At 70.4% G+C, this 26,243-nt stretch carries 24 protein-coding genes and 1 other RNA gene; 7 read left to right on the top strand and 18 right to left on the bottom strand.

Features of this window, described 5'->3' with window-relative positions; translation table 11 throughout:
- Position 1: 1 nt before the first annotated feature.
- Both E8A49_RS13795 and ffs read right to left on the bottom strand, forming a co-directional pair.
- The gene (locus E8A49_RS13795) at positions 2-1,744 is read right to left on the bottom strand and encodes a DNA polymerase III subunit gamma/tau (protein ID WP_293382638.1); all 1,743 of its coding nucleotides are present in this window, start codon (positions 1,742-1,744) and stop codon (positions 2-4) included.
- 148 nt (positions 1,745-1,892) lie between these two features.
- Positions 1,893-1,991: signal recognition particle sRNA small type (ffs, locus tag E8A49_RS13790), an RNA gene on the bottom strand.
- Between the two features lie 143 nt (positions 1,992-2,134).
- Between ffs and E8A49_RS13785 the strand changes: the two genes are divergently transcribed.
- The gene (locus tag E8A49_RS13785; protein ID WP_293382164.1) at positions 2,135-3,262 is read left to right on the top strand and encodes an alpha/beta fold hydrolase; all 1,128 of its coding nucleotides are present in this window, start codon (positions 2,135-2,137) and stop codon (positions 3,260-3,262) included.
- A 49-nt stretch (positions 3,263-3,311) separates the two neighbouring features.
- On the opposite strand, the gene E8A49_RS13780 is transcribed toward E8A49_RS13785, so the two are convergent.
- Positions 3,312-4,034: a hypothetical protein gene (locus E8A49_RS13780; protein ID WP_293382161.1), complete on the bottom strand. Its 723-nt coding sequence runs from the start codon at positions 4,032-4,034 to the stop codon at positions 3,312-3,314.
- A gap of 167 nt (positions 4,035-4,201) precedes the next feature.
- On the opposite strand from E8A49_RS13780, the gene E8A49_RS13775 reads away from it, so the two are divergent.
- Positions 4,202-4,480, top strand: coding sequence for a DUF2277 domain-containing protein (locus E8A49_RS13775; protein WP_293382158.1), 279 nt, complete (start codon positions 4,202-4,204; stop codon positions 4,478-4,480).
- 8 nt (positions 4,481-4,488) lie between these two features.
- Here E8A49_RS13775 and E8A49_RS13770 read toward each other — a convergent pair whose 3' ends face one another.
- On the bottom strand, positions 4,489-5,247 hold the full coding sequence (locus E8A49_RS13770) for a methyltransferase (RefSeq protein WP_293382155.1): 759 nt from the start codon (positions 5,245-5,247) through the stop codon (positions 4,489-4,491).
- 63 nt (positions 5,248-5,310) lie between these two features.
- Complete coding sequence (locus E8A49_RS13765; RefSeq protein WP_293382152.1) at positions 5,311-7,755, bottom strand: hypothetical protein; 2,445 nt, start codon at positions 7,753-7,755, stop codon at positions 5,311-5,313.
- Between the two features lie 401 nt (positions 7,756-8,156).
- Here E8A49_RS13765 and E8A49_RS13760 point away from each other — a divergent pair, with 401 nt between their 5' ends.
- Entirely contained in the window at positions 8,157-10,358 is a 2,202-nt protein-coding gene (locus E8A49_RS13760) for a glycosyltransferase family 2 protein (protein ID WP_293382149.1), read from the top strand.
- 12 nt (positions 10,359-10,370) lie between these two features.
- Here the strand turns inward: E8A49_RS13760 and yghU are convergent, their stop codons facing one another.
- The gene (gene yghU / locus E8A49_RS13755; protein WP_293382146.1) at positions 10,371-11,276 is read right to left on the bottom strand and encodes a glutathione-dependent disulfide-bond oxidoreductase; all 906 of its coding nucleotides are present in this window, start codon (positions 11,274-11,276) and stop codon (positions 10,371-10,373) included.
- Between the two features lie 137 nt (positions 11,277-11,413).
- Here yghU and nudC point away from each other — a divergent pair, with 137 nt between their 5' ends.
- A complete protein-coding gene (gene nudC / locus E8A49_RS13750; protein ID WP_293382143.1) occupies positions 11,414-12,358 on the top strand; it encodes an NAD(+) diphosphatase in 945 nt (314 codons plus the stop codon).
- Between the two features lie 120 nt (positions 12,359-12,478).
- On the opposite strand, the gene E8A49_RS13745 is transcribed toward nudC, so the two are convergent.
- Complete coding sequence (locus E8A49_RS13745) at positions 12,479-13,327, bottom strand: prephenate dehydratase (protein ID WP_293382140.1); 849 nt, start codon at positions 13,325-13,327, stop codon at positions 12,479-12,481.
- Between the two features lies 1 nt (position 13,328).
- Positions 13,329-14,075, bottom strand: coding sequence for a 3-deoxy-manno-octulosonate cytidylyltransferase (locus E8A49_RS13740; protein ID WP_293382137.1), 747 nt, complete (start codon positions 14,073-14,075; stop codon positions 13,329-13,331).
- Between the two features lie 148 nt (positions 14,076-14,223).
- Between E8A49_RS13740 and E8A49_RS13735 the strand changes: the two genes are divergently transcribed.
- Positions 14,224-14,982, top strand: a complete 759-nt coding sequence (locus E8A49_RS13735) for a cytochrome c family protein (RefSeq protein ID WP_293382134.1) — start codon at positions 14,224-14,226, stop codon at positions 14,980-14,982.
- Positions 14,983-15,009: 27 nt separating this feature from the next.
- Here E8A49_RS13735 and E8A49_RS13730 read toward each other — a convergent pair whose 3' ends face one another.
- The 6 genes from E8A49_RS13730 to E8A49_RS13705 all read right to left on the bottom strand — a co-directional run bounded on the left by E8A49_RS13730 (position 15,010) and on the right by E8A49_RS13705 (position 20,429).
- On the bottom strand, positions 15,010-16,530 hold the full coding sequence (locus tag E8A49_RS13730) for an FAD-dependent monooxygenase (protein WP_293382131.1): 1,521 nt from the start codon (positions 16,528-16,530) through the stop codon (positions 15,010-15,012).
- Positions 16,523-17,197, bottom strand: coding sequence for a TetR/AcrR family transcriptional regulator (locus tag E8A49_RS13725; RefSeq protein ID WP_293382128.1), 675 nt, complete (start codon positions 17,195-17,197; stop codon positions 16,523-16,525). The genes E8A49_RS13730 and E8A49_RS13725 overlap by 8 nt, the downstream gene beginning before the upstream one ends.
- Positions 17,198-17,282: 85 nt before the next feature.
- A complete protein-coding gene (locus E8A49_RS13720) occupies positions 17,283-18,128 on the bottom strand; it encodes an NlpC/P60 family protein (protein ID WP_293382125.1) in 846 nt (281 codons plus the stop codon).
- Positions 18,128-19,525, bottom strand: coding sequence for a M17 family metallopeptidase (locus E8A49_RS13715; RefSeq protein WP_293382122.1), 1,398 nt, complete (start codon positions 19,523-19,525; stop codon positions 18,128-18,130). Before E8A49_RS13715 ends, E8A49_RS13720 begins: the two co-directional genes overlap by 1 nt.
- A 72-nt stretch (positions 19,526-19,597) precedes the next feature.
- The gene (locus E8A49_RS13710) at positions 19,598-20,107 is read right to left on the bottom strand and encodes a prepilin peptidase (protein ID WP_293382120.1); all 510 of its coding nucleotides are present in this window, start codon (positions 20,105-20,107) and stop codon (positions 19,598-19,600) included.
- Positions 20,108-20,258: 151 nt separating this feature from the next.
- Entirely contained in the window at positions 20,259-20,429 is a 171-nt protein-coding gene (locus E8A49_RS13705) for a Flp family type IVb pilin (protein WP_293382116.1), read from the bottom strand.
- A 275-nt stretch (positions 20,430-20,704) separates the two neighbouring features.
- Here E8A49_RS13705 and E8A49_RS13700 point away from each other — a divergent pair, with 275 nt between their 5' ends.
- Entirely contained in the window at positions 20,705-21,292 is a 588-nt protein-coding gene (locus tag E8A49_RS13700; RefSeq protein WP_293382113.1) for a TadE/TadG family type IV pilus assembly protein, read from the top strand.
- Positions 21,286-21,816 (top strand): TadE/TadG family type IV pilus assembly protein, encoded by a 531-nt coding sequence (locus tag E8A49_RS13695; RefSeq protein ID WP_293382110.1) that lies wholly within the window; start codon positions 21,286-21,288, stop codon positions 21,814-21,816. The genes E8A49_RS13700 and E8A49_RS13695 overlap by 7 nt, the downstream gene beginning before the upstream one ends.
- Here the strand turns inward: E8A49_RS13695 and E8A49_RS13690 are convergent.
- The 4 genes from E8A49_RS13690 to E8A49_RS13675 form a co-directional block, all read right to left on the bottom strand.
- Positions 21,813-23,261, bottom strand: a complete 1,449-nt coding sequence (locus tag E8A49_RS13690; RefSeq protein WP_293382635.1) for an MFS transporter — start codon at positions 23,259-23,261, stop codon at positions 21,813-21,815. The genes E8A49_RS13695 and E8A49_RS13690 overlap by 4 nt on opposite strands.
- 70 nt (positions 23,262-23,331) lie before the next feature.
- Entirely contained in the window at positions 23,332-24,105 is a 774-nt protein-coding gene (locus tag E8A49_RS13685; RefSeq protein WP_293382106.1) for a PEPxxWA-CTERM sorting domain-containing protein, read from the bottom strand.
- A 130-nt stretch (positions 24,106-24,235) separates the two neighbouring features.
- Positions 24,236-25,429, bottom strand: a complete 1,194-nt coding sequence (locus E8A49_RS13680; protein ID WP_293382103.1) for an alanine--glyoxylate aminotransferase family protein — start codon at positions 25,427-25,429, stop codon at positions 24,236-24,238.
- A gap of 28 nt (positions 25,430-25,457) precedes the next feature.
- Entirely contained in the window at positions 25,458-26,234 is a 777-nt protein-coding gene (locus tag E8A49_RS13675; protein ID WP_293382100.1) for a tyrosine-protein phosphatase, read from the bottom strand.
- Positions 26,235-26,243 lie beyond the last annotated feature (9 nt).

The raw sequence follows: 26,243 nt of genomic DNA, 5'->3' as shown, positions 1-26,243 counted from the left end.
GTCAGTCCTCGTCGTTGTCGTCTTCGGAGGTCTCGGTCGGCGCAGCCGGTTCCGGCTGGGCCAGGGTGCGGACGTCGACGATCTCGGCGCCCGGGAAGCTCTGCATCACCGAGACGATGAAGGGGTCCCGTTCCACCTCGGCGCGGACCTCGCGCTCCTCGCGCTTCTGGCGTTCCCAGAGGCTCTCCGCGCCGCCGCCGCCCTGGGCCGCGATCAGCCAGCGCTCGCCGGTCCATTCCTTCAGGCGGCCGACCAGGCGTTGGGCCAGGTTGGCCGGCGCGCCGGGGGCGGCCTCGTACTCGATGGCGCCGGGGCGGAAGCTGATCGGGCGCACAAAGCGCTCAACGTCCAGCTTCAGCGAGATGTCCCGCTTCTTGTCGATCAGCCGCAGCATGTCCTCGAAGGTGGCGAGCTGGGCCACCGGCTCCGAAGAGGCCTGCGGACGCCCCTGGGCCTGCGGCGAGGCGAACCCGCGCGCGACGGTGGATCCGCCGCCCGAGGCGACCGCGCCGCCGGAGGGCCCGCCCTGCGAAGCCGATCCCGCCAGCGAAGCAGGGTCGCCGGACTGCAGACGCTTCAGCGCCTCTTCCGGCCCCGGCAGGTCGGCGGCGTAGGCCAGGCGGATGATCGCCATGTCGGCGGCGGCGGCGGCGTCCGGCGCGCGGCGCACCTCCTCGTAGGCCTTCAGCGTCAGCTGCCACAGGCGCGACAGCGTCCCGGCCGAGACCGCCGCGCCCACCGCCGCCAGGCGCTGCGCCTGCTCCTTCGGCATTATCAGCGCTTGAGGACCGACTGCCTTGGCCACCGCGGCGCCGTGGCAGTGGTCGAGCAGGTCCAGCATCACCTGGTCGGGATTGGCGCCATAGCCATAGAGGGTGCGGAAGGTCTCGATGGCTGGCCCGGCCTCACCCTTCATCACCTGTTCGAACAGGGAGATCGTCTGGGCGCGGTCGGCCAGGCCCAGCATGTCGCGGATGGTGGCCGCGGTCACCGTCTGGCCGGCCTCGGCCTGGACGATGGCCTGGTCCAGCATCGACTGGGCGTCGCGCACGCTGCCCTCGGCGGCGCGGGCGATCAGCATCAGCCCGTCGGCCTCGACGCGCGCGCCCTCGGCTTCGGAGATCATCTCCAGGTTCTTGACGATCACCTCCGGCTCGACGCGGCGCAGGTCGAAGCGCTGGGTGCGCGACAGGATGGTCACCGGCACCTTGCGGATCTCGGTGGTGGCGAAGATGAACTTGGCGTGCGGCGGCGGCTCTTCCAGCGTCTTCAACAGGGCGTTGAACGACTGGGTCGAGAGCATGTGCACTTCGTCGATGATGTAGACCTTGTAGCGCGCCGAGGTGGGCGCGTAGCGCACCCCGTCCAGCAGCTCGCGCATCTCGTCGACCTTGGTGCGGCTGGCGGCGTCGAGTTCCAGCACGTCCATGTGCCGCCCCTCGATGATCGACTTGCAGTGGATGCCCTCCACCGAGAGGTCCAGCGTCGGCGCGTGGATGGTGTCGCTCTCGTAGTTCAGCGCCCGGGCCAGCAGGCGCGCGGTGGTGGTCTTGCCCACTCCGCGGACGCCGGTGAGCATGAAGGCGTGCGCGATGCGGCCGGTGGCGAAGGCGTTCTTCAGCGTCCGGACCATGGCCTCCTGGCCATAGAGGTCGTCGAAGGTGCGGGGCCGGTACTTGCGCGCGATGACGGTATAGGCGGCCGAGGCGTCGGCGGCCGGCGCCGCGGGGGCGCCGCCGAACATGTCGATGGCGGGCGGCCCGTCCTCAAGCGCCCCGTCGTCGGGAAGGCTGCGATCCTCGTCGGCCATGGGTCTCATGTAAGAGGACGCCGCACCCGCCGCAAAGCGGAAAGCCCGCGCGCTCTCGAACGCTCACAGGAAAATAGGGAGAGAGTGGAGACCGAACGGCGACCCGGAACGGAATTCGTTGTGGCTGCTGCCTTCCGGCCCTGACCAGGTTGGCGAAGCGTCCGCCCGCCGCCGATCTCCGCGCGGGGATATGGCGGAAGGGCGCGGATGACGCAAGTGCGACAGGCCGGCCTCCGGTGTCATCGCGGTTTCGGCTCAGGCGAAGACGGGACCGCCGCGGCGTTCTAGAAACCGTCGCCGTCGTCGGGAGTTGGAGCTGGAGCCATGAGAGCCCTCGCCTTCGCCGCCCTGACCTTTGGCCTCGCCGGCGCGGCCCAGGCCGCCGATGCGCCTGCGAACCCGCCGCCCAAGCCGACCAGCCGCGCCGAGGCCACGGAGATCGTGCGCGGCCTGCGGCGGATCGTGACCCCCAACGGGATCGACCGGGCCGAGGCCGTGCGGATCGGCGGCATCGATCAGTGGGTGACCATCCGCGGCGACGACCGCCGCAACCCGGTCCTGCTGGTCCTGCACGGCGGTCCAGGCTACGTCGAGACCCCCTTGAACTGGTGGTACGCCCGCGGCTGGGAGGAGTACTTCACCGTCGTCGAATGGGACCAGCGGGGCGCCGGCAAGACCTATCTGATCAACGACCCCAAGGCGGTCGCGCCGACCATGACCCGCGAGCGCATGCTGCAGGACACCGAGGAGATCGCGGCCTGGCTGCGCAAGGACCTCGGCAAGCGCAAGATCTTCGTCTGGGGCCATTCCTGGGGCAGCTACCTGGGGCTGGAGCTGGCCAGGCGGCGCCCGGAATGGCTCTATGCCTATATCGCCACCGGCCAGGTCACCAACGCGCCGGAGAGCGAACGGCGCGGCTGGGTCTATTCGATGGCCCAGGCGCGCGCCCAGCACAACGGCCAGGCGGTGCGCGAGCTGCAGGCCATCGCCCCCTATCCGAAGCCGGGCCGGCCGCCGGAGCTCAAGGACATCATGGTCGCCCACAAGTGGGGCGACTATTTCGGCGGCGTCATGGCCTATCGCCACGACCAGGAGGACGAGAGCCACGCGACGCGGCTGTCGCCGGACTACACCGACGCCGAGGCGGCGCACGTCTTCGACGGCAACGGCTTTTCCGAGCAATATCTGCTGGCCGAGCTCCTCGGCACGGACCTGAGCGGCGGGACGCAGCTGAAGGTCCCGCTGATCCTGCTGGAGGGCCGCCACGACCGCACGGTCAACTCCGACGTCGCCCACGACTGGTTCAGGCGGGTGACGGCGCCGCAGAAGACCTTCGTGTGGTTCGAGCACTCGGCGCACGAACCGGAGTCGGAGGAGCCGGGCAAGTTCCTGCTCTCCCTGGTTCGCTACGCCCGCCCGATCGCTCAGAAGGCCGGCGACGCCGCGCCCTGACGTCACCGGACAAGGCCCTGGCCCCGGCGGCGGCGCCCGAACGCCCGCCCTAGGGTTCACCCATCGGCCGCTTCAGCCGGGCCAGGGCCTCGGCGCGGGGGGTCGACAAGGGCAGGCAGATTGCCGCCAGACTCGGGTCGCTCGGGTCTTCCGCCGACATGATTCCCAGCGCCTTCGCCTGCTGCAGGACCACCGAGCCGCCGAACCGCAGGTCCCAGGCCTCGTAGCGCGCCTCCTGCAGCGCCTTGGCCAACTCCAGACGCAGGGCTGGGCCGAGCGGCCCTGGCCAGGTCTCCAGGATCCGCAGGCGCGCCCACGCCGCCTGTTCGCGCGACTGGTGCTCGTCGAAGCGGGCGAACAGGCCGTAGAGGTTGCCGTACCGGTCCTGCTCGTCGGCGGAGAACAGGCTGTTGCGGCCGCTGGCGGTGGCTGAAGCCCAGCGGGTGGTGAACATCGGCGTGGTCGGCGGGTGGCCGACCCAGCCGATCCGCGGCTGCGGCGCGCCGTCGCCGGCCCGGGCCAGCAGACCTTGCAGGTCCTCGATCCGCTGATCGACGCACGCGTTCGCCGCCAGCCGCCCCTGGACAAACCCGACGTCCAGCGCCGCCTCGGCGCGGACGTTGCGGCGAGCTTCCTCGGCGACGTGGTGCTCATGGATCGCCTCGACAGCCTGCTCGGCGGCGAGTGCGATCAGCACGCCGATGACGATGGTGCCGATCTCGGTGGCGAACTCGCGCCAACTGTGCGCGGCCTTGGGCTTGTGGATTTCCATGGGCGCAGCTTAGCGGGTCTTTGCGGCCCCCATCTATGGCCAAGCTCCGACGCGGGGCGCAGGGTCCGCCGAACCCCGGAGACTTCGGCCAATAGGGGCTGCGGGCTCCCGCGCATCGCGTTCTTGACCTATCCTGCCGCCGTCCCGCGCTCGCACGGAGGTTTGGCATGTGCCGCAACATCAAGACGCTGTTCAACTTCGAGCCGCCGGCCACCGACGAGGAAGTCCGCGCCGCCTCGCTCCAATTCGTGCGCAAGCTCTCGGGCTTCAATGCGCCGTCGAAGGCCAACACCGCCGCCTTCGAGGCCGCCATCGATGAGGTGTTCGAGGCCGGCAAGCGACTGCTCTCGTCGCTGGAGACCCAGGCGCCGCCCCGCGACCGCGCGGTCGAGGCGGCGCGCGCCAGGGCCCGCAACGCCCAGCGCTTCGGCCGCGCCCCGGCCTAGTGGCCGCCCTACTTCGGCTTGCGGAACCGGTAGAGGAACTGGTCGGTCTGGCCGAGGATGGTGGTCTCCAGCACCATCTTGTCGTGCGCATCCGCCGGGTTCGCCAGGACCTTGCTCTCGCCGTCGAACTTGAAGCCCGCGGCCTCGACCTCGGCCTTGACCACGGCGGGATCGATGCGGTGCAGGCGGTTGGCCACGGCGGCCACCTCGCCGCCGGGCAGGGCCACGTGGTCCAGGATCACGTAGACGCCGCCGGGCTTGAGCGCGGCGAAGACCTTCCTGTTGAAGGCCGGCACGTCGGCCGGGCCCATGAAGCGCACGTGCAGGTCGTGGTAGTTCTGGCGGATGAACACCGCGTCCAGCTTGTCGGGCAGGACCATGGCGTCGATGGCGGGCGTCGTGGTCTCGACGTTGGCGTAGGCCGGGTCCTTGGCGCGCGCGGTGATCATCTCGCGCAGCTCCGGGTGGATCTTGACCGCCTCCTCCGGCGCCACGGCGTAGACGCGGCCCTTCGGCCCCACGGTCGCGGCGAAGGCGGTGGTGAAACGGCCGCCGAAGATGTCGGCGATCCGGTCACCTTTCTTGAGGCCGATGAACTTCAGCACCTCGGGGCCCTTGTAGACCGGGTTGTTGAGGGCATCGCCGCGCGACGGGTCGGTGGGCGAGTGGATGTCGAACTTCGGCGGCTGGGCGAGCGCCGCGCCGCCGACCGCGGCTACGCCCAAGGCCATCGCCAGGGCCACAACCGTCCCTTGAAAACGCTTCATGATGTCGCCTCCCCCATTTTGGAGGCACCGTAGACCGGTGCGCGAACGCCCGCCATGGCGCAGCTAGCGGGCGCGTTCGGCCGGCGTCAGGGTCACCACATTGACCACCGCCGGATCGTCATGGAGCTTCATGTAGAGCTTGCCGGCCGCCGGGCGCGGCGTGTCCAGGGACGAGCCGGTGAAGCCCTCCGGCACAGCCGTCGGGGTCCGGAAATCCGGGGTGTTAGCCACCGCGTCGATCAGGAAGAGGTCGGAGCCGGCCAGCGCGCAAGGCTTCTTCGGATCGGGCGGGCACTTGATCGCCCCCAGGCGCGGCAGGCGCACCAGCGTCGCCAGCGGCGTCCAGCCCCCCGGCGTGTCGCCCCGCAGGATGCGGAACCGCAAGGGCCCCGCCGTCGAGGCGTTGAACATCTTGGCGGTGTCCACCGTGGCGATGGCCACCTGGCTGTCGGCGAAGACCAGGCCGCTCGCCGGCGTCAGCGTCGCCAGGGTGCGGCCGTCCGGGCCACCCACCTCGACCTTCTCGTCGCCGCGGAAGCTGGCCGGCGCCTCGGCCCGCAGGGAAAAGGTCAGCTTGGAGCCCAGGGGCGCCAGGTCCTTGTCGGCGAGTTGGATGGCCTCGAAGCCGGCCGGGTCGTCGAAGTGGAAGCTCTTCTCGATCAGGCTGACGCTGGGCCTGGGCGCGGCCACCGTCACGTCCAGGTTGCTGGTGCGCCCGTCCTCGAAGGCCACGATGGCTTCCACCGCCTCGCCCGCCGCGGGCAGGACGCCCCCCTCGGCCTTCAGCGACAGCTCTTCCTCCGCGCCGCCGGACGCGAGCGCGCCGGGCGAGAAGTGGGCGCCGCCCAGGGTGACCCCGGTCACCTGCGCCAACTGGAAGCCCTTGAGCACGCCGGTGGTGTCGCCGGCGTGGACCTCCAGGCTGTCGACGCGGCCCTGAGGATCGGCCGGCAGCAGCTTCACATCGTCAGGCTGGGCCACGCCGTACTGCTTGACCGCCAGGCTCAGCGAGGCGAGCCGGGCCCTGCCGAGCGGCGCCTTCACCGTCAGCTCGTCGGGGGAGGACGCCGTCCAGGCGACGGGCCGAGGCTTGGCCGCGCCCGGCTTCAGGGTGACGCTTTCCACGCAGGCCGCGCCTGGGCCGCGCAGGTGGACGGCCACGTCGCCGCCGGCCAGCAAGGCCTGCTGGTCGTCGTGCTGCGGCTGCCAGCGCTGCGGCTTGGCCATCTGGATGGTGAACTGCGGGCCCTTGTAGGCGGCGAAGCCCCAGTGGCCCACCAGCGTCGCCTGGACCGCGTCGCCGAAGCGGTTGGGATCGAGGCCCGAGGTGTCGACCGCCAGGCCGCCCTTCTCCGGGTCGGCCTTGACCGGCAGGTCGACGGCGTGGCCATCCTTGGCCGTCAGGCGCAGGGTCAGGTCGTGGGCGTAGCGGGTGGAGAACACCAGGGGCGCGCCCTCCACCGCCAGGATCAGGCCGGGCTTCTGGGCGCAATAGGCCTCATGCTCGTCGACGGGATGCAGCGGCGGCGGGTCCGGCGGCTCGACCTCCGGCAGGGCCACCACCAGCACCGACTTGGGGTCCTGGAACGACGGCGGGGCATTCAGCAGCAGCGCCAGCTGGTCGCCCCGCGCGTTCGCCAGCGTCGAGGTCGCCAGCGTCGGAATGTACTGGTAGTGCGCCGTGCGGATCGAATCCATGATGTGGGCGATGTCCATCACCGAGGTGACGTAGGGGCTGTAGTAGCCGGCCCCGGCGCGCGGCGTGTAGCTGAGCTGCTGCACCAGATCGGCTGTCTGGCCGGAGGTCAGGGTCTGCACCATCGAATTGGTGTGGCCGTCGTTCAGCACCAGGGAATCGCGCCCCTGCACCAGGCAAGGCGCCTGCAGCTCCGTGGTCTTCTGCAGACAGTCGGCGTCGAGCTTGATGGTCAGGCTGCGCGCCAGCAGCGGCGAGGCGTCCTTCAGGCGGGTGGGCTCGGTCTCATTGATCCGCCGGATGGCCGCCAGGAAGGCGTCAAGGCGCGAGCGGTCGAGGGTGGCCTGGTGCAGGTCCTGCGAGGCGCGCACGAAGGCGCCGGGCCGGCTGCGCACGGCGTTGACCAGGGTGCCGAAGTCGCCGCCGGTCTCCGGCGCCAGGAACAGCAGCGCCTGCTGGGCGCCCTGCGGCACCGTCACGGTCATCCCGCCGGCGCCCTTCTTGTCCCAGGTGCTGGACTTCGAAAACCAGCTCTTGGGCGGCGGATTGGTCGCCCCGCGCAGGAAGGCCGCCACCAGGAGGTAGTGGGCCGACTGGCCGGGCGGCAGGTCGGCCTTGATCCACAGCTGGTCGCCGGGCTCCAGGTTGGGCGCCTGGGCGATCGGCAGGGTCGCGCCGGCGCGCGTCACCTTGATCTCCAGGCCGGGACCGGCCAGGTCGAAGGGCGCGGCGTCGGCGAGAGCCGCCGCCGGCGCAAGCGCCAGCAGCAGGGCGAACAGCAGGGCGAACAGCAGGGCCAGCCGGGTCATCATGAGGCAGGCTTGCTAATCAAGGTTTTCGACCGTTCCGCGGCAGGTCCGCTGGTTCGCGAGAAATAGGCGATTCCCACGGCCGTGGCCCGCGGCGCCGCAATTCCCGCCGCGTGGTGCGTTAGGCTCGATCATCAGCCGCATCGAGACGTGGCCAAGCTGAGGAATGTCCTTCCTCGCCAACTTAACACCATAATTGCTTTCTAACGGACATGTCGCCGCAAACTTGTGGTTACTTCCGTAATTCCGACGCCGACTAAGCTGTATCGATCTCCCATCATCGTCTCCTAATCTGTCTATAAAATCGATCTTCCTGCCCGGATGAGACGCACGTCTCAAGCCGATGGAACAATGATCTCTGAAATGGTCGCCTCCCAAGGCGTTTCAGCGGGATGTACTGCACAATGAAGACCTTGAAGGGCGAACTCGCATTCACGGTCGCCGCCATCGCCCTCACAGTCGCCATGGCCGCGATGGCGGGTCTGGAGTTCGTCCGCCAGGGTGCGCGCCTGGGCTTCGAACGTCCGGGGCAATTGGCGCAGCTCGTAGCCTTCGCCCTCGTCGTCGGCCTCATGCTGTACGGCGGTCTCGTCTATCAGCTGGCCCGCGCCGGCTACTATCGCCGCCTCAGCCGACGGAGCCAGGCCGAGGCCGAGGCCCCCTCGGGCGGCGCGGCGAAACCCTGTGAGAAGCCGCTGCTGGTGTTGGTTCCGTCCTATCGCGAAGAGCTGAAGGTCCTGCGTCAGACCCTGCTGTCGGCCGCCCTGATGGATTATCCGCGCCGGCGCGTCGTGGCCCTGCTCGACGACCCGCCGACGGGCACGCCCGCGGAGATGGGCGCGCTTGAGGCGGCCCGACGGCTGGTCCGCGGCCTGGACACCCAGTTCGCCGTCTGCGCCGCCGGCTTCATGCGCGCCCATTGGGACTTCCTGGCCCGCGCCCGGCTCGGCCCCCTGGCGCCGGCCGCCGAGGCGCAAGGGCTCGCGCGCCTCTACTGCCAGGCCGCCGACTGGATCGAGGCGCAGGCGCCGGCCTGGGTGGGCCAAGGCGCCGGCGGCCACGCCGACCGCTTCTTCGAGACCGAGGTGCTCCGCCGCCTGGTCGCCGAACACCGGGGCCGCGCCGAGCGGCTGCAACGCTCGGCCCTCGCTCCGGCCGAGATCGAGGCGGAATATCAGCGGCTCTCCCGGCTGTTCGACGTCCGGATCGAGAGCTTCGAGCGCAAGCGCTACGCCAACCTCTCGCATGCCCCGAACAAGGCGATGAACCTGAACGCCTATATGGGCCTGCTCGGCGGCGGCTACCGCGAGGAGTCGGGGCCCGAAGGCCTGGTGCTGGCGGCCTGCGGGCGCGGCGCGGCGACGTTCCAGGTCGCGGCGGAGGACTATCTCCTGACCCTCGACGCCGACAGCGTCGTCCTGCCGGACTATGCCCGCAAGCTGATGGCGGTCATGGAGCGCGACGAGCGCGTCGCCGTGGCCCAGACGCCCTATTCCGCCTTCCCCGGCGCGCCCGGCCGGCTGGAGCGCATCGCCGGCGCGACGACCGACCTGCAGTACATGGTCCACCAGGGGTCTTCCCTTTTCCAGGCGGCCTATTGGGTCGGCGCCAATGCGCTGTTGCGGCGCAAGGCCCTGGCCGAGATTCGCCAGGAGGCCGTCGAGCGCGGCCACACTGTGCCGGTGTTCATCCAGGACCGCACGGTGATCGAGGACACCGGCTCGACCGTCGACCTCGTCGCCCGCGGCTGGCGGGTGCACAACCACCCGGAACGGCTGGCCTATAGCGCGACCCCGCCGGACTTCGGCTCCCTGGTGGTGCAGCGCCGGCGCTGGGCGAACGGCGGCCTGATCATCCTGCCCAGCCTCTTCCGCTACCTGTCCGGCCGCGATTCTGGCGTACGGGCCGGCGAGGGCTTCATCCGGCTGCACTACCTGCTGTCGCCGACCCTGGCCAATTTCGGCCTCTTGCTGCTGATCGTGGTCCCCTTCGAGGCCCCGGCGGCCAGCCTCTGGCTCTCGCTTGCGGCGGCGCCCTACGCCCTGGTCTCCGCCCGCGACCTGAAGCTCACGGGCTACCGCTGGCGCGACCTTGTGGGCGTCTACGCCCTCAACCTCCTGTTGGTGCCGGTGAACATCGCCGGCGTGCTGGACTCGGTGCGCCAGCTGGTCAGCGGGCGAAAGGCGCCCTTCGCCCGCACGCCCAAGATTGAGGGCCGCACCGCGACGCCCCTGCTGTTCCTGGCGCTCGAGGCTCTGGGGCTGAGCGGCCTGCTGGCCTGCCTGACCCTCGACTTGGCCGCGCACCGCTGGACCCATGCGGCGATGTCGGGGGTGAACTTCGCCCTGCTGGCCTTCGCCTTCTCCCGCTTCATCGGCTGGCGCAATGCGCTCACCGACCTGCAACTGGCGTGGGCGGAGACGGCGCGGCCGGCGCCCGCGATGACGCCGCCGCTCCACGCCGCGCCCGCGCTGGCGCTCGGCTTTGGGATGGCTCCCATAAGCCTCGACTGGCCCCTGGAGACCCTCCACGGCGTCGAGGCCTGGCAGGCAAGGTCCTTCCGCCTGGCGGACGCCGAGGCGGCGCGCGCCGTCGCCGAGGGCTGACCGCCGGCCGGGCTAGGCCTTCGCCGTCTCCGCCGCCTCGATCTTGTCCTGGGTCCTGGTCTCGAAGTCGCTGGCGTCGTGGCGCTCGCGCAGCTGGCTGGAGAGTTCGCCGAAGGCGCGGTTGACCATGCGGCCACGCTTCACCGCCGGCCGCTCGGCGATCTGGTCGGTCCAGCGCTGCACGTTCTTGTAATCGGCGACCGACAAGAACTCGCCGGCCTCGTAGACCAGCCCCTTCACCAGGGCGCCGTACCAGGGCCAAGTGGCCATGTCGGCGATGGTGTACTGATCGCCCGCCAGATATTCCGCCTCGCCCAGGCGGCGGTCCAGCACGTCGAGCTGGCGCTTCACCTCCATGGCGTAGCGGTCGATGGCGTATTCGATCCTGAACGGCGCATAGGCGTAGAAGTGGCCGAAGCCGCCGCCCAGGAAGGGCGCCGATCCCATCAGCCACATCAGCCAAGACAGGGTCTCGGCCCGCGACGCCGGCTCGGTCGGCAGGAAGGCGTTCCCGAACTTCTCCGCCAGATGGATCAGGATCGCGCCGGACTCGAAGACCCGGATGGGCTTGGGGCCGCTGCGGTCCATGAGCGCCGGGATCTTAGAGTTGGGGTTCACCTCCACGAAGCCGGAGCCGAACTGGTCGCCATTGCCGATGTTGATCAGCCAGGCGTCGTACTCCGCGCCCTTGTGGCCGGCCTCCAGCAGCTCCTCCAGCATCACCGTCACCTTCACCCCGTTGGGCGTGGCCAGGGAGTAGAGCTGCAAGGGGTGCTTGCCGACCGGCAGGTCCTTGTCGTGGGTCGGACCGGCGATCGGGCGGTTGATGCTGGCGAAGCGGCCGCCGCTTTCCTTGTTCCAGGTCCATACCTTCGGCGGCGTGTAGGTCGGCGGCTGGTTGGCGGGGGCTTCGGACATGGCGTTTAGGCTCTCCGGCGCGGCCCGCGTCGGCCGCCCCTGCGATGTGGGGGATGCGCACGGGCTTGGCCACCCCCCAATTCGCCATGGCGCGCGGAGGATGACGATCACCGGGATGGCGCGCTAAGAGGAAGGCCATGGCCCTGGACAGCTTCCTCAACATCTTCGCCGGCAACCCGCTGGACCGCGCCAGCGACCGGCGCAGCGACCCCGACTGGATCTCCGCCCAGCTCGCCTCTCCCGAGGCCCTCGGTCTGGCGATGTGGAACGGCCAGCCCTTCGTCGAGCCGGCCCCAGACGCCGATGGACGAAATGGCGGCGTGCAGATCGCCTACCTGCCCGCCAAGCTGCTGGGCGAGCTCTCGGAGGGGCCGGAACGCCTGCTGTTCCTCGGCCTATGGAAGGAGACCCCGGTCTTCGCCATGGACTTCGAAGGGACCGCCAACCCCGCCGACGGCGGCCCGCTGCAGGGCATGGGCAAGTTCGAGGACCTGCGCGGCATAGCCCTCCGCGTACCCGCCACCGAGGCCGCTATCCTGGCCACCGCCAAGTCGATGTTCGAGTGGCGGCGCAAGCACCCCTACTGCTCGGTCTGCGGCCAGAAGACCGAGGTCCGCGAGGGCGGCTGGAAACGTCAGTGCCCCGCCTGCCAGACCGAGCACTTCCCGCGCACCGACCCGGTGGTGATCATGCTGGCGGTGCATGGTGAGCGCTGCCTCCTGGGCCGCCAGGAGCGCTGGCCGCCCGGCATGTTCTCCGCCCTGGCGGGCTTCCTGGAGCCCGGCGAGAGCATCGAGGAGGCCTGCGCCCGCGAGCTCAACGAAGAGGCCGGCCTGCACGCCCTGAAGGTCCGCTACCACTCCACCCAGCCCTGGCCCTATCCGTCGTCCCTGATGATCGGCCTGATCGCCGAGGTGGAGGACGAGGAGGGCGCGCCCGACCAGACCGAGCTTTCCGAGATCCGCTGGTTCACCCGCGCCGAGGCCCGCGACCTGATCGCCGGCAAGCTCGACGGGACCTTCGCCCCCCAGCGCCTCGCCATCGCCCACCAGCTCATCAAGGCCTGGGCGGAGGAAGGCTGAGCAAGTTCCGCCGCTCTTGGGGGAGGTGCGCGAAGCGCCGGTGGGGGTCTGCTCCAAACCCGCGGACAACCCCCTCGGTCGGCTTCGCCGACAGCCCCCCGGCGGGCGAGCAACTTGAAACTAGCCCCGCGTCCGGAACGGGTCGGCGGGATACACGCCCAGCAGTTCGAACTTCTCGCAGAAGAAGCGCATCTCGTCGAAGGCCAGCGCCAGGCCGCGGTCCTCCGGGCGGCCGTCGGCCTCGGCGTAGAAGAAGGTGGCCGTCCAGGCGCCGTTCTCCATGTAGCTCTCGAGCTTGGAGATGTTGACGCCGTTGGTCGCGAAGCCGCCCAACGCCTTGTAGAGCGCCGCCGGCAGGTTCCGGACCCGGAACACGAAGCTGGTGATGCAGGGCTCGGTGAAGGGCGGCGGGGCCGGGTCCTTCTCGGCGGTCATGATCAGGAAGCGGGTGGTGTTGTGGTGCTCGTCCTCGATGTCGCGGGCCAGGATCTCCAGGCCGTAGATCTCCGCAGCCAGGGCCGGCGAGACGGCGGCCTTGGTGAGGTCCGGCGCCTGTGACAGCATCCGCGCCGCCCCGGCGGTGTCGCCGACCGACTCGGTCTTTAGCGCCATGCGCCGCAGCGTCTTGCGGCACTGCGCCAGCGCGATCGGCATGGAGACGGCGGTCTGGATGTCCTCCAGCTTCGCGCCCGGGTTGGCCATCAGCTGGAAGTGGATGGGCTTGAACCGCTCGCCGATGATCTTCAGGCCGGACGACGGCAGCAGGTGGTGCACGTCGGCGACCCGGCCGGCGATGGAGTTCTCCACCGGGATCATGCCCAGCCGGCACTCGCCCGACTTCACCGCCTCGAAGGCCTCCTCGAAGGTCGGATAGGGCGCAGGCTCCATGTCCGGATAGGCCGCGGCGCAGGCCTCGTGGCTGTTGGCGCCCAGCTCGCCCTGGAAGGCGATGCGGTTGGTCTTGGTCACGTCAGTCCGTCCTTCCCAGGCTTTGGGCGAACGCCCGCGCGCGTTCCAGGTCGGCGGGGTTGTCCACCGAGATCGGCGCCTCGTCGATCACCGCCGCCCAGATCGACATACCCAACTCCAACGCCCGCAACTGCTCCAGCCGCTCGCGCGTCTCCAGCGGCGACGGCGGAGCGGCGCAGAACCGCTCCAGCGCCGCGCGGCGATAGCCGTAGATGCCGTGATGCAGCCAGACCGGCCCCTCGCCATAGAGCACCGAGCGGGTGAAGTAGAGCGCGCGCGCTGTCCGCCCGCCGGGCTGCATCGCGGCCACCACCTTGGGGATGTCGGGATTGCTCCGCTCGGCTGGGTCGGCCTCCGCCACCATGACAGTGGAGAGGTCGCAGGCGGGTTCGGCGGCCAGGAGGTCGGCCACGGCCCTCACCGCCGCCGGCCTCACGAAGGGGATGTCGCCCTGCAGGTTGATCACCACGTCGTGGCGCCGGTCCGGGTCCAGCACGGCCAGCGCCGCCACGATCCGGTCGGAGCCGGAGGGCAGGTCCGGATCGGTGAGCACCGCCGTCTCGCCGGCCGCGCGCACGGCCTCGACGATCTCCGGATCGCCCGCCGCCACGGCCGCGGGCCCCACGCCCGCCGCCTCGGCTTGCCTCAGCACGCGGACGATCATTGGCAGACCGCCGATATCGGCCAACGGCTTGCCCGGCAGGCGGGTCGCGGCCATCCGCGCGGGGATCAGGACGATGGGATTCACGGCGGCGGTCGCGGAGTTGTCCAGGGCGATGCTTGGGCGGTTGCGCGGGCGGCGGTAGCGTGTAAGAGAGCCGGACGCAACAAGGGGCGGGATTCCCGCGCTCGCGCCGGCCTGTGCGCTGGCTGTGAAGAGGGCCGATTTCGGGACGATGAGCGACCTGACCTTCAATAAGTATGCCGCCGCCGTGCTCGCCACGGGCTTCACCATCGCCCTGCTCGTCAATGCTTCCGGCATGATCTTCGGCGAGGAAAAGGTCGCCAAGCCCGGCTTCAAGGTCGATGTGGTCGAGGACACCGGGGGCGCGGCCGCGGCGGCCGACGTGCCGCCCGACTGGGGCACCGTGCTGCCCAAGGCCGACGTCGCCGCCGGCCAGGCTGTCTTCGCCAAGTGTCAGTCCTGCCACAGCCTGACCGCCAACGGCACCGGCCCGGACCTGATGGGCGTCGAGGGCCGCCACCCCGCCACCGAGGCCGGTTTCGCCTATTCCGACGCCATGAAGGCCTTCGGCGCGAAGCAATCGGTGTGGGACTACGACCACATCTACATGTTCCTGAAGGGTCCGCAGGCCTACATCAACGGCACCAAGATGACCTTCGTCGGCCTGAAGCAGCCGCAGGACCGGATCAACCTGATCGCCTACCTGCACACCCAGGGCGCGACCCTGCCGATCCCGGCGCCGAACCCGAAGGCGGCCGCCGCGGCGGCGGCTCCGGCCCCGACCGCACCCACCGTGGCGCCCGGCGTCGGCGGCTCGACGGCGGCGCCTGGCGCGGCCGGCGCGGCCAAGCCCGCCGCCACCGGCTCGACCGCCACCCCGGCGACGGGCGCGGGCGGCCCGGCCGGCAACGGCCCAGGCGCGGCGCAGGAAAAGACCGACACCAAGGCCGGCGGCCCGCCCGCCAAGTAGGACGGCCTCACGACCGAAGGACGCGTCTCAGGGCGTAACGCCGGTCCGCGCGAAATAGGCCTCCAGCGCCTGCGGCGACCCCGACGGATCGGCCAGCGCCACATAGGTGTCCGGACGCAGCAGATAGGCCGCGCCCGACTGCAGCCCCCGCTCGGCGCAGGCCTGTGACCAGGCGAAGACTTCCAGCGGCAGGCCGCGATCCACACACCAGGCGACGAGCCCGGGGTGCGCCTCGCCGTAGACGTGGACCTGCCAGCCGATGCGGCTGAGGCTATCGTAGTTATCGCGCCCGTCCGCGGCGATCCACGGCAGCCGGTCGCCGCCGCAGACCTCGCCGGCCTTGCCCACGCTGATCGGCATGTCGCGGTAGTTGAGCGTGATCTGCGACACCGTGCGGAAGGCGAACTCACGGAAGGCCTCGACGTGCGCGGCCGCCGGCAGCAGCAGCGGGACCAGGCGGGTGCGCACCAGGTCAGCGACCGGTCCCTCGGCCGTGACGAATGAGAAGCCCCGATCGGTGGACTCCACCAGGCGAAGCGCGAAGGCCCGCCGCTCGGCCTCGTAGCTGTTCAAGAGGGCGTCGGGCGCGCGCCCGTCCAGCACCACCGCCAGTTTCCAGGCCAGGTTGATGGCGTCGCCGATGCCGGTGTTCATCCCCTGGCCGCCGGCCGGGCTGTGGATGTGGGCGGCGTCGCCCAGCAGGAAAGCGCGGCCGCTGCGGAAGCGGTCAGTCACCCGGTGGTGCACCCGGTAGGTGGAGAACCAGTTGACCGCCTCGACCTCGATCTTCAAGTCACGGATCGCCCGGTCGCTGACGTCCTCGAACTTCAGGTTGTCGGGATCGGTCCCCTCGCCTTCGCGCACAGTGCCGATGAGCCGCGCGCGGCGCCCGCCGTCCAGGGGAAAGACCGCCAGGAAGTCGGCCGATTCCAGGTCGATGTTGAGGTCGCCGTTCATCGGCGGGCCCTTGGCCTCCACATCGGCGACGTAGAACACCTGGCGGTAGGTTCCGCCCGGATAGCCGGCGTCCATGCCGTGGCGCACCGCCGAGCGCGCGCCGTCGCAGCCGCACAGGTAGGCGGCGCCGCTTGTCGTCTCCGCGCCGTCCGGTCCCCTGAGCCGCACGGTCAGGCCCTCTACCGTCTCGGCGAAGCCGATCACCTCGGCTCCGCGTTCGACGCGCACGCCCATCGCCTCCAGCCGCGAGATCAGCAGGCGCTCGTGCTCGTCCTGCGGGTAGCAGTGCATGAAGGGATAGGGCGTCAAGCCATCGCCCACGCGGTCGAACGACAGCGAGGTCCGCTCCTCGCCGGCGACCCACAAGCGCACCCCCGGGGTCTTGTAGCCCTTGGCGATCACGGCGTCGGTGAGGTCCAACTGGCGGTAGAGCTCCAGCGTGCGGGCGTGCACGGCCAGCGCCCGCGAGGTGGTCGAGGGGGCCGGCAGCTTGTCGACGATCCGCACTGGAACGCCCAGCTTGGTGAGCCACAGGGCCAGGACCAGGCCCGTGGGGCCGGCGCCGGCGATCAGCACCTGTTTGTCAGTCATCCGGAAGCTCCTTGGCGGGCGGCGTTGCGGGGAGAATGAGGCCCTGAAGCAGGCTCTGGGCATGCTGGGCGGCGACCTGGGCGAGGTCCGGCGGGTCGGCGTCGACGCCGGCGAACACCTGGCGGTAGAGGGTCGCCATCAAGAGCGGGCCGACCAGGGAGAAGGCATGGGTGCGTGGGCTCCCGGGACGCACCTCGCCGGCCGCCTGGGCGCGGGCGATGCGGGCGGCGACCGCCGAGAGCAGCGGCCCGACGACCTGGTCGTGCCAGACGCGCGCCAGGTCCGGGAAGGTGCGGGCCTCACCGATCACCATGCGCGCCACCGCCGCCACGCGGTCCTGGCTGAGCGCCAGCGCCGCCCCGGCCAGCAGGCGCGGCGCGACCTCGGCGAAGGGACCGTTCTGGGGCCCCTCTTCTGGAATTTGGGCCATCGCCAGCACCCGGCTGACCGCGGGCGCGATGATCTGCTCCACCACCGCGCGGAACAGGGCCTCCTTGGTGTCGAAGTAGAGGTAGAGCGAACCCTTGGCGACGCCGGCCCGCCGGGCGATGTCGTCCAGCTTGGCTGCGGCGAAGCCGTGTTCGGCGAAGACGTCGAGGGCCGCCTCGATCATCTCGGCCGGCCGCGCCTCTTTGCGCCGCCGCCACCTGGGCCCCGCTTCATTCATGAGGATCGCTCACGGCCTCGCTAGTAAATGACTTTCAGGTCATTAAAGCACAAGGCAGGATACTGTTCCAGGAACCGGCGACAATTCAGGGGCGCCGGAAGTGGGTGGGCTGGCCGACGCCGGCGGCGTCGATCCGGTTGATTGCAGTCTCCAGCGGCTCGATCGCCACGGCCATGTGGAAGCCGTTGGCGTGGACAATCCGCTCGGCGTCGAGGCCGATCCCGACGTGGCCGCGCCAGAACACCAGGTCGCCGCGCTGGAACTCACCGCGTTCGATGGCCTGGCCGAGGCCCGCCTGCTGGTCGGCGTCGCGCGGGCAAGCCCGGCCACAGGCGAGCAGCGCCGCCTGCACCAGGCCCGAGCAGTCCAGTCCCAGACTCTCGCGCCCGCCCCACAGATAGGGCGCGCCCAGGAAACGTTCAGCGACGGCGGCCCAATCGGTTTCGAAGGTCCCGACCGGGGTCAGGTGCTCGCTGGCCATCCAGCCCGCGCCCGCGACCTTGCCGAGCCGGCCCTCGACCGCTTCGACGGCGACCAGGGCGTTCATCGAATAGGGGCCGAAGGCGCGGGCCTTGATGCTGGGCTCGGCGAAGGCGTAGGTCCGCACCGCGGCGACCCGGTGCGTCGGCTCCGGCGCCGGCCGGTCCAGCGCCCCCGCCGCCACGAAGCCCACATAGCCGTCACGCCCAGCCTGGCCCCAGAGGAAGCCGCCTTCCTCCTCGATGACGTCGAAGACCTCGCCGAATAACAGCTGGTCCATCTGTTCCGAGGCCGCATCCGGCGCGCGGTGGATCCCGGCCGCCGGGACCCTACAGCTCAGCCGCTTGGGATCGAGGTAGACCTCGGCGCGGACCAGGCCCTCCAGCGCGCGGCTGGCGATCCCGTCGCGCAGGGGCGTGATTCGCGGATCGAGGTCCAGGCCAGCGTCCATCAGGCGAAGCGCTCGCGGATCATGCGGTAGAGGCCGCGGATCGCCTGGGCCTCGGCGCCCGCCGGATGGCCTGGCCGCCCCCGCGGATTCCAGGCGAAGATGTCGAGGTGCGCCCAGGGCCCGCAATCGGGGCCGGACGGGGCGAAGCGCTGCAGGAAGAGCGCGGCGGTCACCGAGCCGGCCTGGGCCCAGGCGTCGGGGTCGTTCTTGATGTCGGCCACGTCGCTGTCGAGGGCGTCCGCGTAAGGCTTCCACAGCGGCAGGCGCCAGACCGGGTCGTCGGCCGCCCGCGCCGCCGCCTCGATCTGGCCGGCCAGGCCCTCGTCGTCGGTGTAGAACGGCGGCAACTGCGGCCCCAGCGCCACCCGCGCCGCGCCGGTCAGGGTGGCGAGATCGATCGTCAGCGCGGGCTTCAGCTCGCCCGCCCGCGCCAGCGCGTCGGCCAGGATCAACCGGCCCTCCGCGTCGGTGTTGCCGACCTCGATGGAGAGCCCCTTGCGGGAGGCCAGGATATCGCCGGGCCGCATGGCGTCGCCGCTGATGGCGTTCTCCACCACCGGGGCCAGCACCGCCAGGCGCACCGGCAACTTGGCGGCCATGATCATCCGCCCGAGCGCCAGCGCGTGCGCCGCCCCGCCCATGTCCTTCTTCATCTGCCGCATGCCGGCGGAGGGCTTGATGTCCAGGCCGCCGGTGTCGAAGACCACGCCCTTGCCCACCAGGCAGACCAGCGGCTTGTCCGCCCCCGCACCGTCCCAGGCGATCTCGATCATCCGGGGCGCGCGCGCCGGATCGGCGGCGCGGCCGACGGCGTGGACGGCCGGATAGTTGGCCTCCAGCAGGCCCTCGCCGGCGATCACCGTGATCCGCGCCCCGTACTGCTCGGCGATCTCGCGGGCGATGGTCTCGATCTGCAGCGGCCCCATGTCATTGGCCGGGGCGTTGATCATGTCCCGGGCGAGCGCGCAGGCGTGGGCGACGTGGCGCGCCTCTTCCACGTCCGCGCCGTCGACGAACAGCCGCGCGCGGTCGCCCTCGTGGGCCTTGTAGCGGTCGAACCGGTAGCTCCCCAGGGCGAAGGCCAGGGCGAGTTGGCTGCGGTCGAGGCCCTCCGGCGCGCTGGCCAGGCGATAGGTTCCGGTGGGCAACTTGGCGGCCAGGGCGCGGAAGGCCATGGGGTCGCCGCCATCGCCCAGGCCGAACCAGACGCCGGTCATGGCGCCGGCCTCGTCGGGGGCGATCAGCAGTTGGCCGGCCTTGCCCTTGAACTCCGAGAGCGTGGCCAGCGCCTTCGCCACGGCCGGCGCGGTGGCGAGGGCGGCGGCCGCAGCGTCGGCAGTGACCGCATGGACCGGGACCGCTGAGCCGTCGGCGGCGTCGAGGATCACGTCGGACATGGGCAAGTTTCCGGGCGGTTCTGGGGTGACCGCCATTCTCCTAGGCGCATCCGCGCCAGGCCTGCAACCGCCTCAGATGCGGCCGGCGAGGGCTGAGTCCGGGAAGGCGGCGAGCGCGCCCAGGGCGATGGCGACCCCATAGGGCACGCCCTCGCCGGGCGAGGCCAGCCGGGCGAACCAGCCCGGGCCCTGTGGGACGAAGGGCCTGAGCGTGGCCGAACGCAGGGCCAGCAGGCCGCCGGTCAGGGCTCCGCCGGCGATGGCGGTGACCAGCAGGAAGGTGAGCGACGGCCCGAGCCCGAGCCACAGCGCCGCGGCCGCCAGCAGCTTGGCGTCGCCGCCGCCGATCCAGCGCAGGGCGAACAGGACCATACCGGCGATCAGGGCCGCGGCGCCGACCGCGAGGTCCAGGCCCGCCGCCGGGAGAGGCAGGCCGAGCGCCACGGCGGCCACCGGGAAGGCGCCGGCCAGGGCCAGCGGGATCCAGTTGGGGATGGTGTAGCTGGTCGCGTCGCGCACGGCGGCCCAGATCACCAGCACCGGGAAGGCCAGCAGCGGCAGGGTCTGGAGGGTGTGGATCATGGCGCGGGCTCGGCAGGCGTCCGGTTGAGGCGCCCAGCATGGCGCGCAGCGATGAACGGAGGGTTTCGCCGGCGTCGGGAAGGGCGCACGCAAAGAAAAACCCCCGACGGTCGCCCGTCGGGGGTTTTGTAGGGTTGGATCGGACGTCGGCTTACTTCGGCGTCAGCGAAGAGGTCACCGAGGCGAAGGTGGTCGACAGCTGGGTGCCGAGGGCGGTCAGGGCGCCGACGAGCACCACGGCGACGAGGGCGGCGATCAGGCCATATTCGATGGCCGTCGCACCGGATTCGTCCTTCAGGAAGCGGGTCACGAACTTCGACATTTGAGTCTCCTTCTAGCGAGCAGTCGTTTGCGGGCTTCAAGCTGTTCGCCTGCTCGCCCTAATGCCCGTCCAAGTTCGCAGGTCTCGCTTAATCGACAGTAAATTGCGAAGTATATCAGGATAATTTTCTTTGGTGAATTGATGTTAACTCTGAATGACCCGTTAAGCACGCGAGCCGCGCCTATAGGCTATTGGTTGTTCGGCGATTTACGAGTTCTTTAAATCTTGATTAGTCACGGAGCGGTATCGTGACGGTGCGATCTTGAGAGACTCCCGTGCGCACGCCCTCGCTGACACGTCTGAGCCGATTTGTGGCGCGCTTCCGCCGCGCGGAGCACGGCGTCACGGCCGTTGAGTTCGCCATGGTCAGCCTGCCCCTGCTGGTTATGACCTTCGGCCTCCTGGAGCTGGCCATGGTGTTCCTGGCCAACGTGACCCTGGACAACGCCACTTACATGGCCGCGCGCGAGATCCGCACCGGCGAGTTCCAGACCAGCGGCGCCACCGCCCAGAGCGACTTCAAGACCCTGGTCTGCTCGCGGATGAGCTGGCTGAGCGCGCAGTGCCCCACCGCGCTGTGGGTGGGCGTCCAGACCTTTTCCAGCTTCGCCACCCTGGCCGCGGCGCCCGGTCCGAACCCCACCACCTTCAATCCGGTCAAGAACCCGCCCTGCTTCTCCCCGGGCCAGCCCACCGACATCGTCCTGGTGAACAGCTATTTCGAGTGGAACCTGTTCACCCCGCTGCTGAACAACGCGCTCGAGAACATGGGCGGCGGCTCGGGCAAGCGGTTGCTCACCAGCACCACGGCCTTCCGCAACGAGCCCTACAACACCAATCCGCCGCAAGGTGCGGGATGCTGAGGCGCCTGCGCACAGATGAGCGCGGCCTGGCGGCGGTGGAGTTCGCCCTGCTGGCCCCGGTGATGTTGCTGACCTATTGCGGCCTGGCCGAGATGACCATGGCCATCATGGCCGAGCGCCGGGCCGCCCACGTCGCCTCGGTGGTCGGCGACCTGGTCGCCCAGTCGCCCACCGGGTCGATCAGCGCCGCGCAGCTCACGGATATCTATACGGTCGGCGGCTCGATCATGACGCCGTTTCCGAGCACGGCCATGAAGCTGCGGATCACCAGCGTCGTCGCCGACCCCAGCGGCGTGCCGCGGGTCGCCTGGAGCCAGGGGAACGGCATGACCCCGCTGACGGTCAACAGCACCCCCAGCGGCTTCCCGCCCACCCTGCTCTCGGCGGGCGACAGCGTCATCGAGACCGACATGCAGTACAGCTACACCTCGCCGCTGCGGATCACCCTGCCGACCGCGCTCAGCTTCGGCGAAAGCTTCTACCTGAAGCCCCGGCAAGCCGCGTCCATCGCCTACACCGGCTAGGGTTCGCGCCCGCCGCCCTTGACGAAGGCCAGGCCCACGAGGCCCACGGTCAGCAGCACCGGGATCATGGCGAAGCCGCCCTGTTGGCTATGCGTCGCCTGGGTGCCCCAGTTGACTAGGGTGGGCGCGAGCCAGCTCGTCGCCACGCCGGCCAGGGCGTAGACCCCGAAGAAGGCGCCGGCCTGCGCTGGCGGCGTCAGCCGCGTCAGGATCGTGCGGCTCGACGCATATTGGCCCGAGATGAAGATCGAATTCGAGAAGCCTATCAGGATGAAAACCCACTCCGGCAGGGTGCGGAACACCGGCCCGGCCCACATCGCCGGATGGGCGTGCGGGTCGAAGGACCACAGGTAGAGGATCCGCGTCGGGGTCATGCCCAGGAGGGCCAGGTTGCCGAGGATGGCCATGGTGATCTGCAGGCGAAGCGCGTTCTTCGGTCCCAGCGCCGCGTCGAGCCCGCGCGCCGCCAGCCCGCCGATCGCCGCGGTGATCGACAGGAGGATGCCGTAGGTCAGCATCTCCAGCGGGCCCCACTTCATCACGCCCGTGGCGTAGACACCGGCGTAGACCAGGATGGCGTTCATCCCGTCGACGAAGAACATCCGCGAGACCAGGTAGACGACGGCGTCCTTGTAGCGCCGCACGGTGCGGATCATGGCGATCAGGTCGGCGACGCCGCTGCGCACGGCCGACAGCAGGGGCACGCCGGTCGAGGGCGCGTCCGGGGTGAACAGGAAGAGCGGGATCGCGCCCAGGGCCAGCGAGCCGGCGGCGATCAGGGCCACCACCCGCTGCGGCTCGGCGGTCGCGGGGTCCAGGCCGAACAGCGGCGCGTGCGGCACCCAGCTCCACGGCACCTTGCCCGGCAGGGCGAAGGCCCAGGCGGTGAAGGCCAGCATCACCACCGAGGCGGCGTTGCCCAGAGCCAGCGCCAGACCCGACGCCTTGTGCGCTCCGCGCAGGCCCGCCGCGCGCACCAAGAGCGAATTGTGCAGCACCTCGGAGTAGTTGAAGAGCAGGGTCGCGGCGGCCCACAGCCCCATGATCACCGGCACCGACAGCACGCCGCCGGGCTTGGCGAACCACATGGCCCCGATGATCGGGACCATCAGCCCGACGATCACGCCCAGCAGGATCTTGCGCCGGCCCAGCTTGTCGATCGAGGCGCCGAGGAAGGGCGCGGTGGCCATGACGGTCCAGCCGAGGATCTGCGCATAGCGGCTGACCACCTCCTGCCCGCGGATCGGGTCGCCCACCAGCACCGAGGAGACGTAGGGCAGGAAGATGTAGATGGTGATCAGGATGACGTAGGGGTCGCGGCCGCCCTCGAAGATCGCCCAGGCGATCGCGCCTCGGTTCAACTTCCCGTCGCCGCCCAACTCCGCGATGACCGGCCCGTCGAGCGGTGCGGAGACGCCATGCGCCTCCAGCGACGTGGATTCCACCAAGGCCTCACCTCCGACGCCGCGCTTTTTGCGGTCTACGGGGGAGGTTGCCGGGGATTTGCGCCTGAAGCTAGGCAAACCCCAACGCCAGGCCAACTGGACGCCGGGCCGCGGAGCGCCGACGCCGCAAGGCCGCGCCGGTCAGGCCGAAGCCCGTGATCAGCAAGGCCCAGGTCGCCGGTTCGGGAATGGGATTGGCCACGCTCTCGAAGGTGACCTGCTCCCCGCCCAGCGTGGCCAGGGTCTCCCGGTCGCTCGCCACATTGAGGATCTCGATCTCGCCGCCGAAGAAGTTGCCGCCGCCGACCGGGATGGTGAGGCCGTTGTAGTCGTCCAGATCGAAGAAGTTGGCCGCGGCGGTCAGGAGCTCGAAGTTCAGGTCGATGTCGTAGCTGCCCGCGCTGGTGACCGACGACGCGTCGAGCCGCAGGGTCCCGGCGCTGGCGCCGCCGAACTCAGTGCCCATCAGGACGATGTCACCGCCCAGATTGAAGGGCTGGCAGTTGTTCACGCTGATCGTCATGCAGGAGGTGGCCACGCCGTTCAGCGTCGCGCTGAAGGCGTAGATCCGCAGGTCCGCGCCGCCCTGGGCGAGGAAGCCATCTTCCACCGTCGGGCTGTTGTAGTTGGGCGTGCGGAACATGACCTGGAGACTGAACGGGTCGCCCACCAGCGAGCCGCCCGCCGGGCCGGTCAGGCCCAGGCCGTCGAACGCGTCGGGTTCCAGGACGCCGCTGACGGTCATCACGATGGCGGCGTCGGCCGGCGAGGCGGCGGCGAAACCGGCGATGGCGCTCAGGCCTGCGATCGCGGCGAGCGCCGCGCGGCGGATATCAGAACTCATTCCCAAGCCCCCGTTGATTGACAGTGGCAAGGATAGAGGCGTCGGTGCGCGCCGTATATTGGACCAAGGACCTAGGACTAAAGTCCTAGGTTCGCTTGAAAAGCGTATTCCAGACCGGAAAAGGCTGCCGTTACTTCAATTCGGCGAGCTTCGCGTCCGCCGCCGCCAGGGCGGCCTGGGCGTCCGCCGACACGCCCTGCGCCGCCAGGGCTTCGCCGAGCGCCGTCAGGCACAGGCGCACGTGCCAAGGGGTGGCCGAGGCGCCCATCAGGCCGATGCGCCAGACCTGGCCCTTCAGCGGCCCCAGGCCCGCGCCGATCTCCAGGTCCCAGTGGGCCAGGACGTGGGCGCGCACAGCCGCCTCGTCGACGCCCTCCGGCACGCGCACGGTGTTGAGTTGCGGCAGGCGGTGCGGCTCGGCGACCAGCATCGAAAGCCCCATGGCCTCGACGCCGGACACCAGCGCCTCGTGGACCCGGGCGTGGCGGACGATGGCCGCCTGCTGGCCCTCCTCGAAGATCGCCATCAGGGCCTCGTGCAGGCCGTAGAGGGCGTTGATCGGGGCGGTGTGGTGATAGGTCCGGCCGCCGCCCCCGCTTCCATCGGGGCCGCCCCAGTAGGACATGAGCAGGTTGAAATCGAGGAGCCAGTTGCGGACCTTCTCCTTGCGCCCGGAGATGGCCGCCTGCGCCCGCTTCGACAGGGCGATGGGCGAAAGCCCCGGCGGAGCCGAGAGGCACTTCTGGGTCCCGGAATAGACCACGTCGGCGTCCCAGCCGGCCACGTCCACCGGGATGCCGCCCAGCGAGGTGACGCAATCCACCACCGACAGCGCCCCGTGCTTCCGCGCCAGGCCGCAGAGGGTGGCCGCGTCGCTGCGCGCGCCGGTCGAGGTCTCGGCGTGGACGAAGGCCAGCACCTTGGCCGGGGCCTCGGCAAGCGCGGTTTCCACGCGGGCCGGATCCACCGGCTGGCCCCAATCGTGGTCGACGGTGACGACGGCGGCGCCGGCGCGGCCGGCCATGTCGGCCATCCGCCCGCCGAAGGCCCCGTTGACGGCGATCACCGCCCGGTCGCCGGGCTCCAGCAGGTTCATCATGGCCGCCTCCATGCCGGCGGTCCCCGGCGCGGGCAGCGGGACGCAGGCGTGGTCGGGGGCGTTGAACAGCCGCTGCAGAGCGGCCTTGATCTCCTCCATCAGCGCCTGGAACGCCGGGTCCAGGTGGCCGATGGTCGGCCGGGCGAGCGCGGCCAGGACGCGGGGGCTGACGTCGGACGGGCCGGGCCCCATCAGGATGCGCCGGGGCGGCTGGAAGCTCTGCATGGCGGTTCTCGGAAATTCGGCCTTGGGATCAGGCCAGCAGACGGGCGTGTAGCCGCTCGCGCAGGGCCGCGTCCACGCCCAGAACGCCCTCGAGGTAGGCGTCCAGGCTCCCATCGCGCTCGGCGATCGTGGCGAAGGCCGTCTCGAGGTAGTCGGCGTTCACCGAGACGGCGATGCGCAGGGCTTCGCGCGGGGCGCTGAGCCCCACCTGCTTCTCCAGCCAGGGGCCGAGGAAATCCATCTTCCGCGCCAGGCGCGCCTCGTCATTGGTGAGCAGGTAGTCGGCCATCATGTCGTCATGGCTGACGCCGGCCACATGGTGGGTGAGCGCGCAGATCAGCCCCGTGCGGTCCTTGCCCGCCGCGCAGTGCACGACGATCGGCCCGTCGCTCTCGGCCAGTCGGCGGAAATAGCGGCTGTAGAGATCGATGTGCCGCGGCTCATAGGGTGCGCGGCGGTAGTAGCCGATGCAGTCCTCGTAGAACCACTGCGGCGTGATCTCGCTCAGCCCCTGCATCACCGTCGCCCAGTCGGCGTGGTCGGAGACGATGTCGTTCTCGATCACCTCCGCGTCGAAGCCGGCCCAGCGCTTGCCGGGCTCGCGGGTCCGCTCCTCGCTGCGGCGCAAGTCGACGATGGTGGCCAGGCCCATCTCGCGCATCCGCGCCAGATCGGCCTCGGAGGCGTAGGCGTGGTTGGCGGACCGGTAGAGCAGGCCTTGCCGAAGCGGCCGTCCGTGCACGGTCTCGTAGCCGCCGAAGTCGCGGAAGTTCTCGATGCCGTCGAAGTCGATATGCCGGGTCATGGCCTCCCC

Source organism: Phenylobacterium sp., assembly GCF_004799515.1.
Taxonomy (GTDB): domain Bacteria; phylum Pseudomonadota; class Alphaproteobacteria; order Caulobacterales; family Caulobacteraceae; genus Phenylobacterium.
The sequence above is the reverse complement of the archived record's forward strand: the minus strand, read 5'-3'. Positions and strand labels throughout refer to the sequence as shown.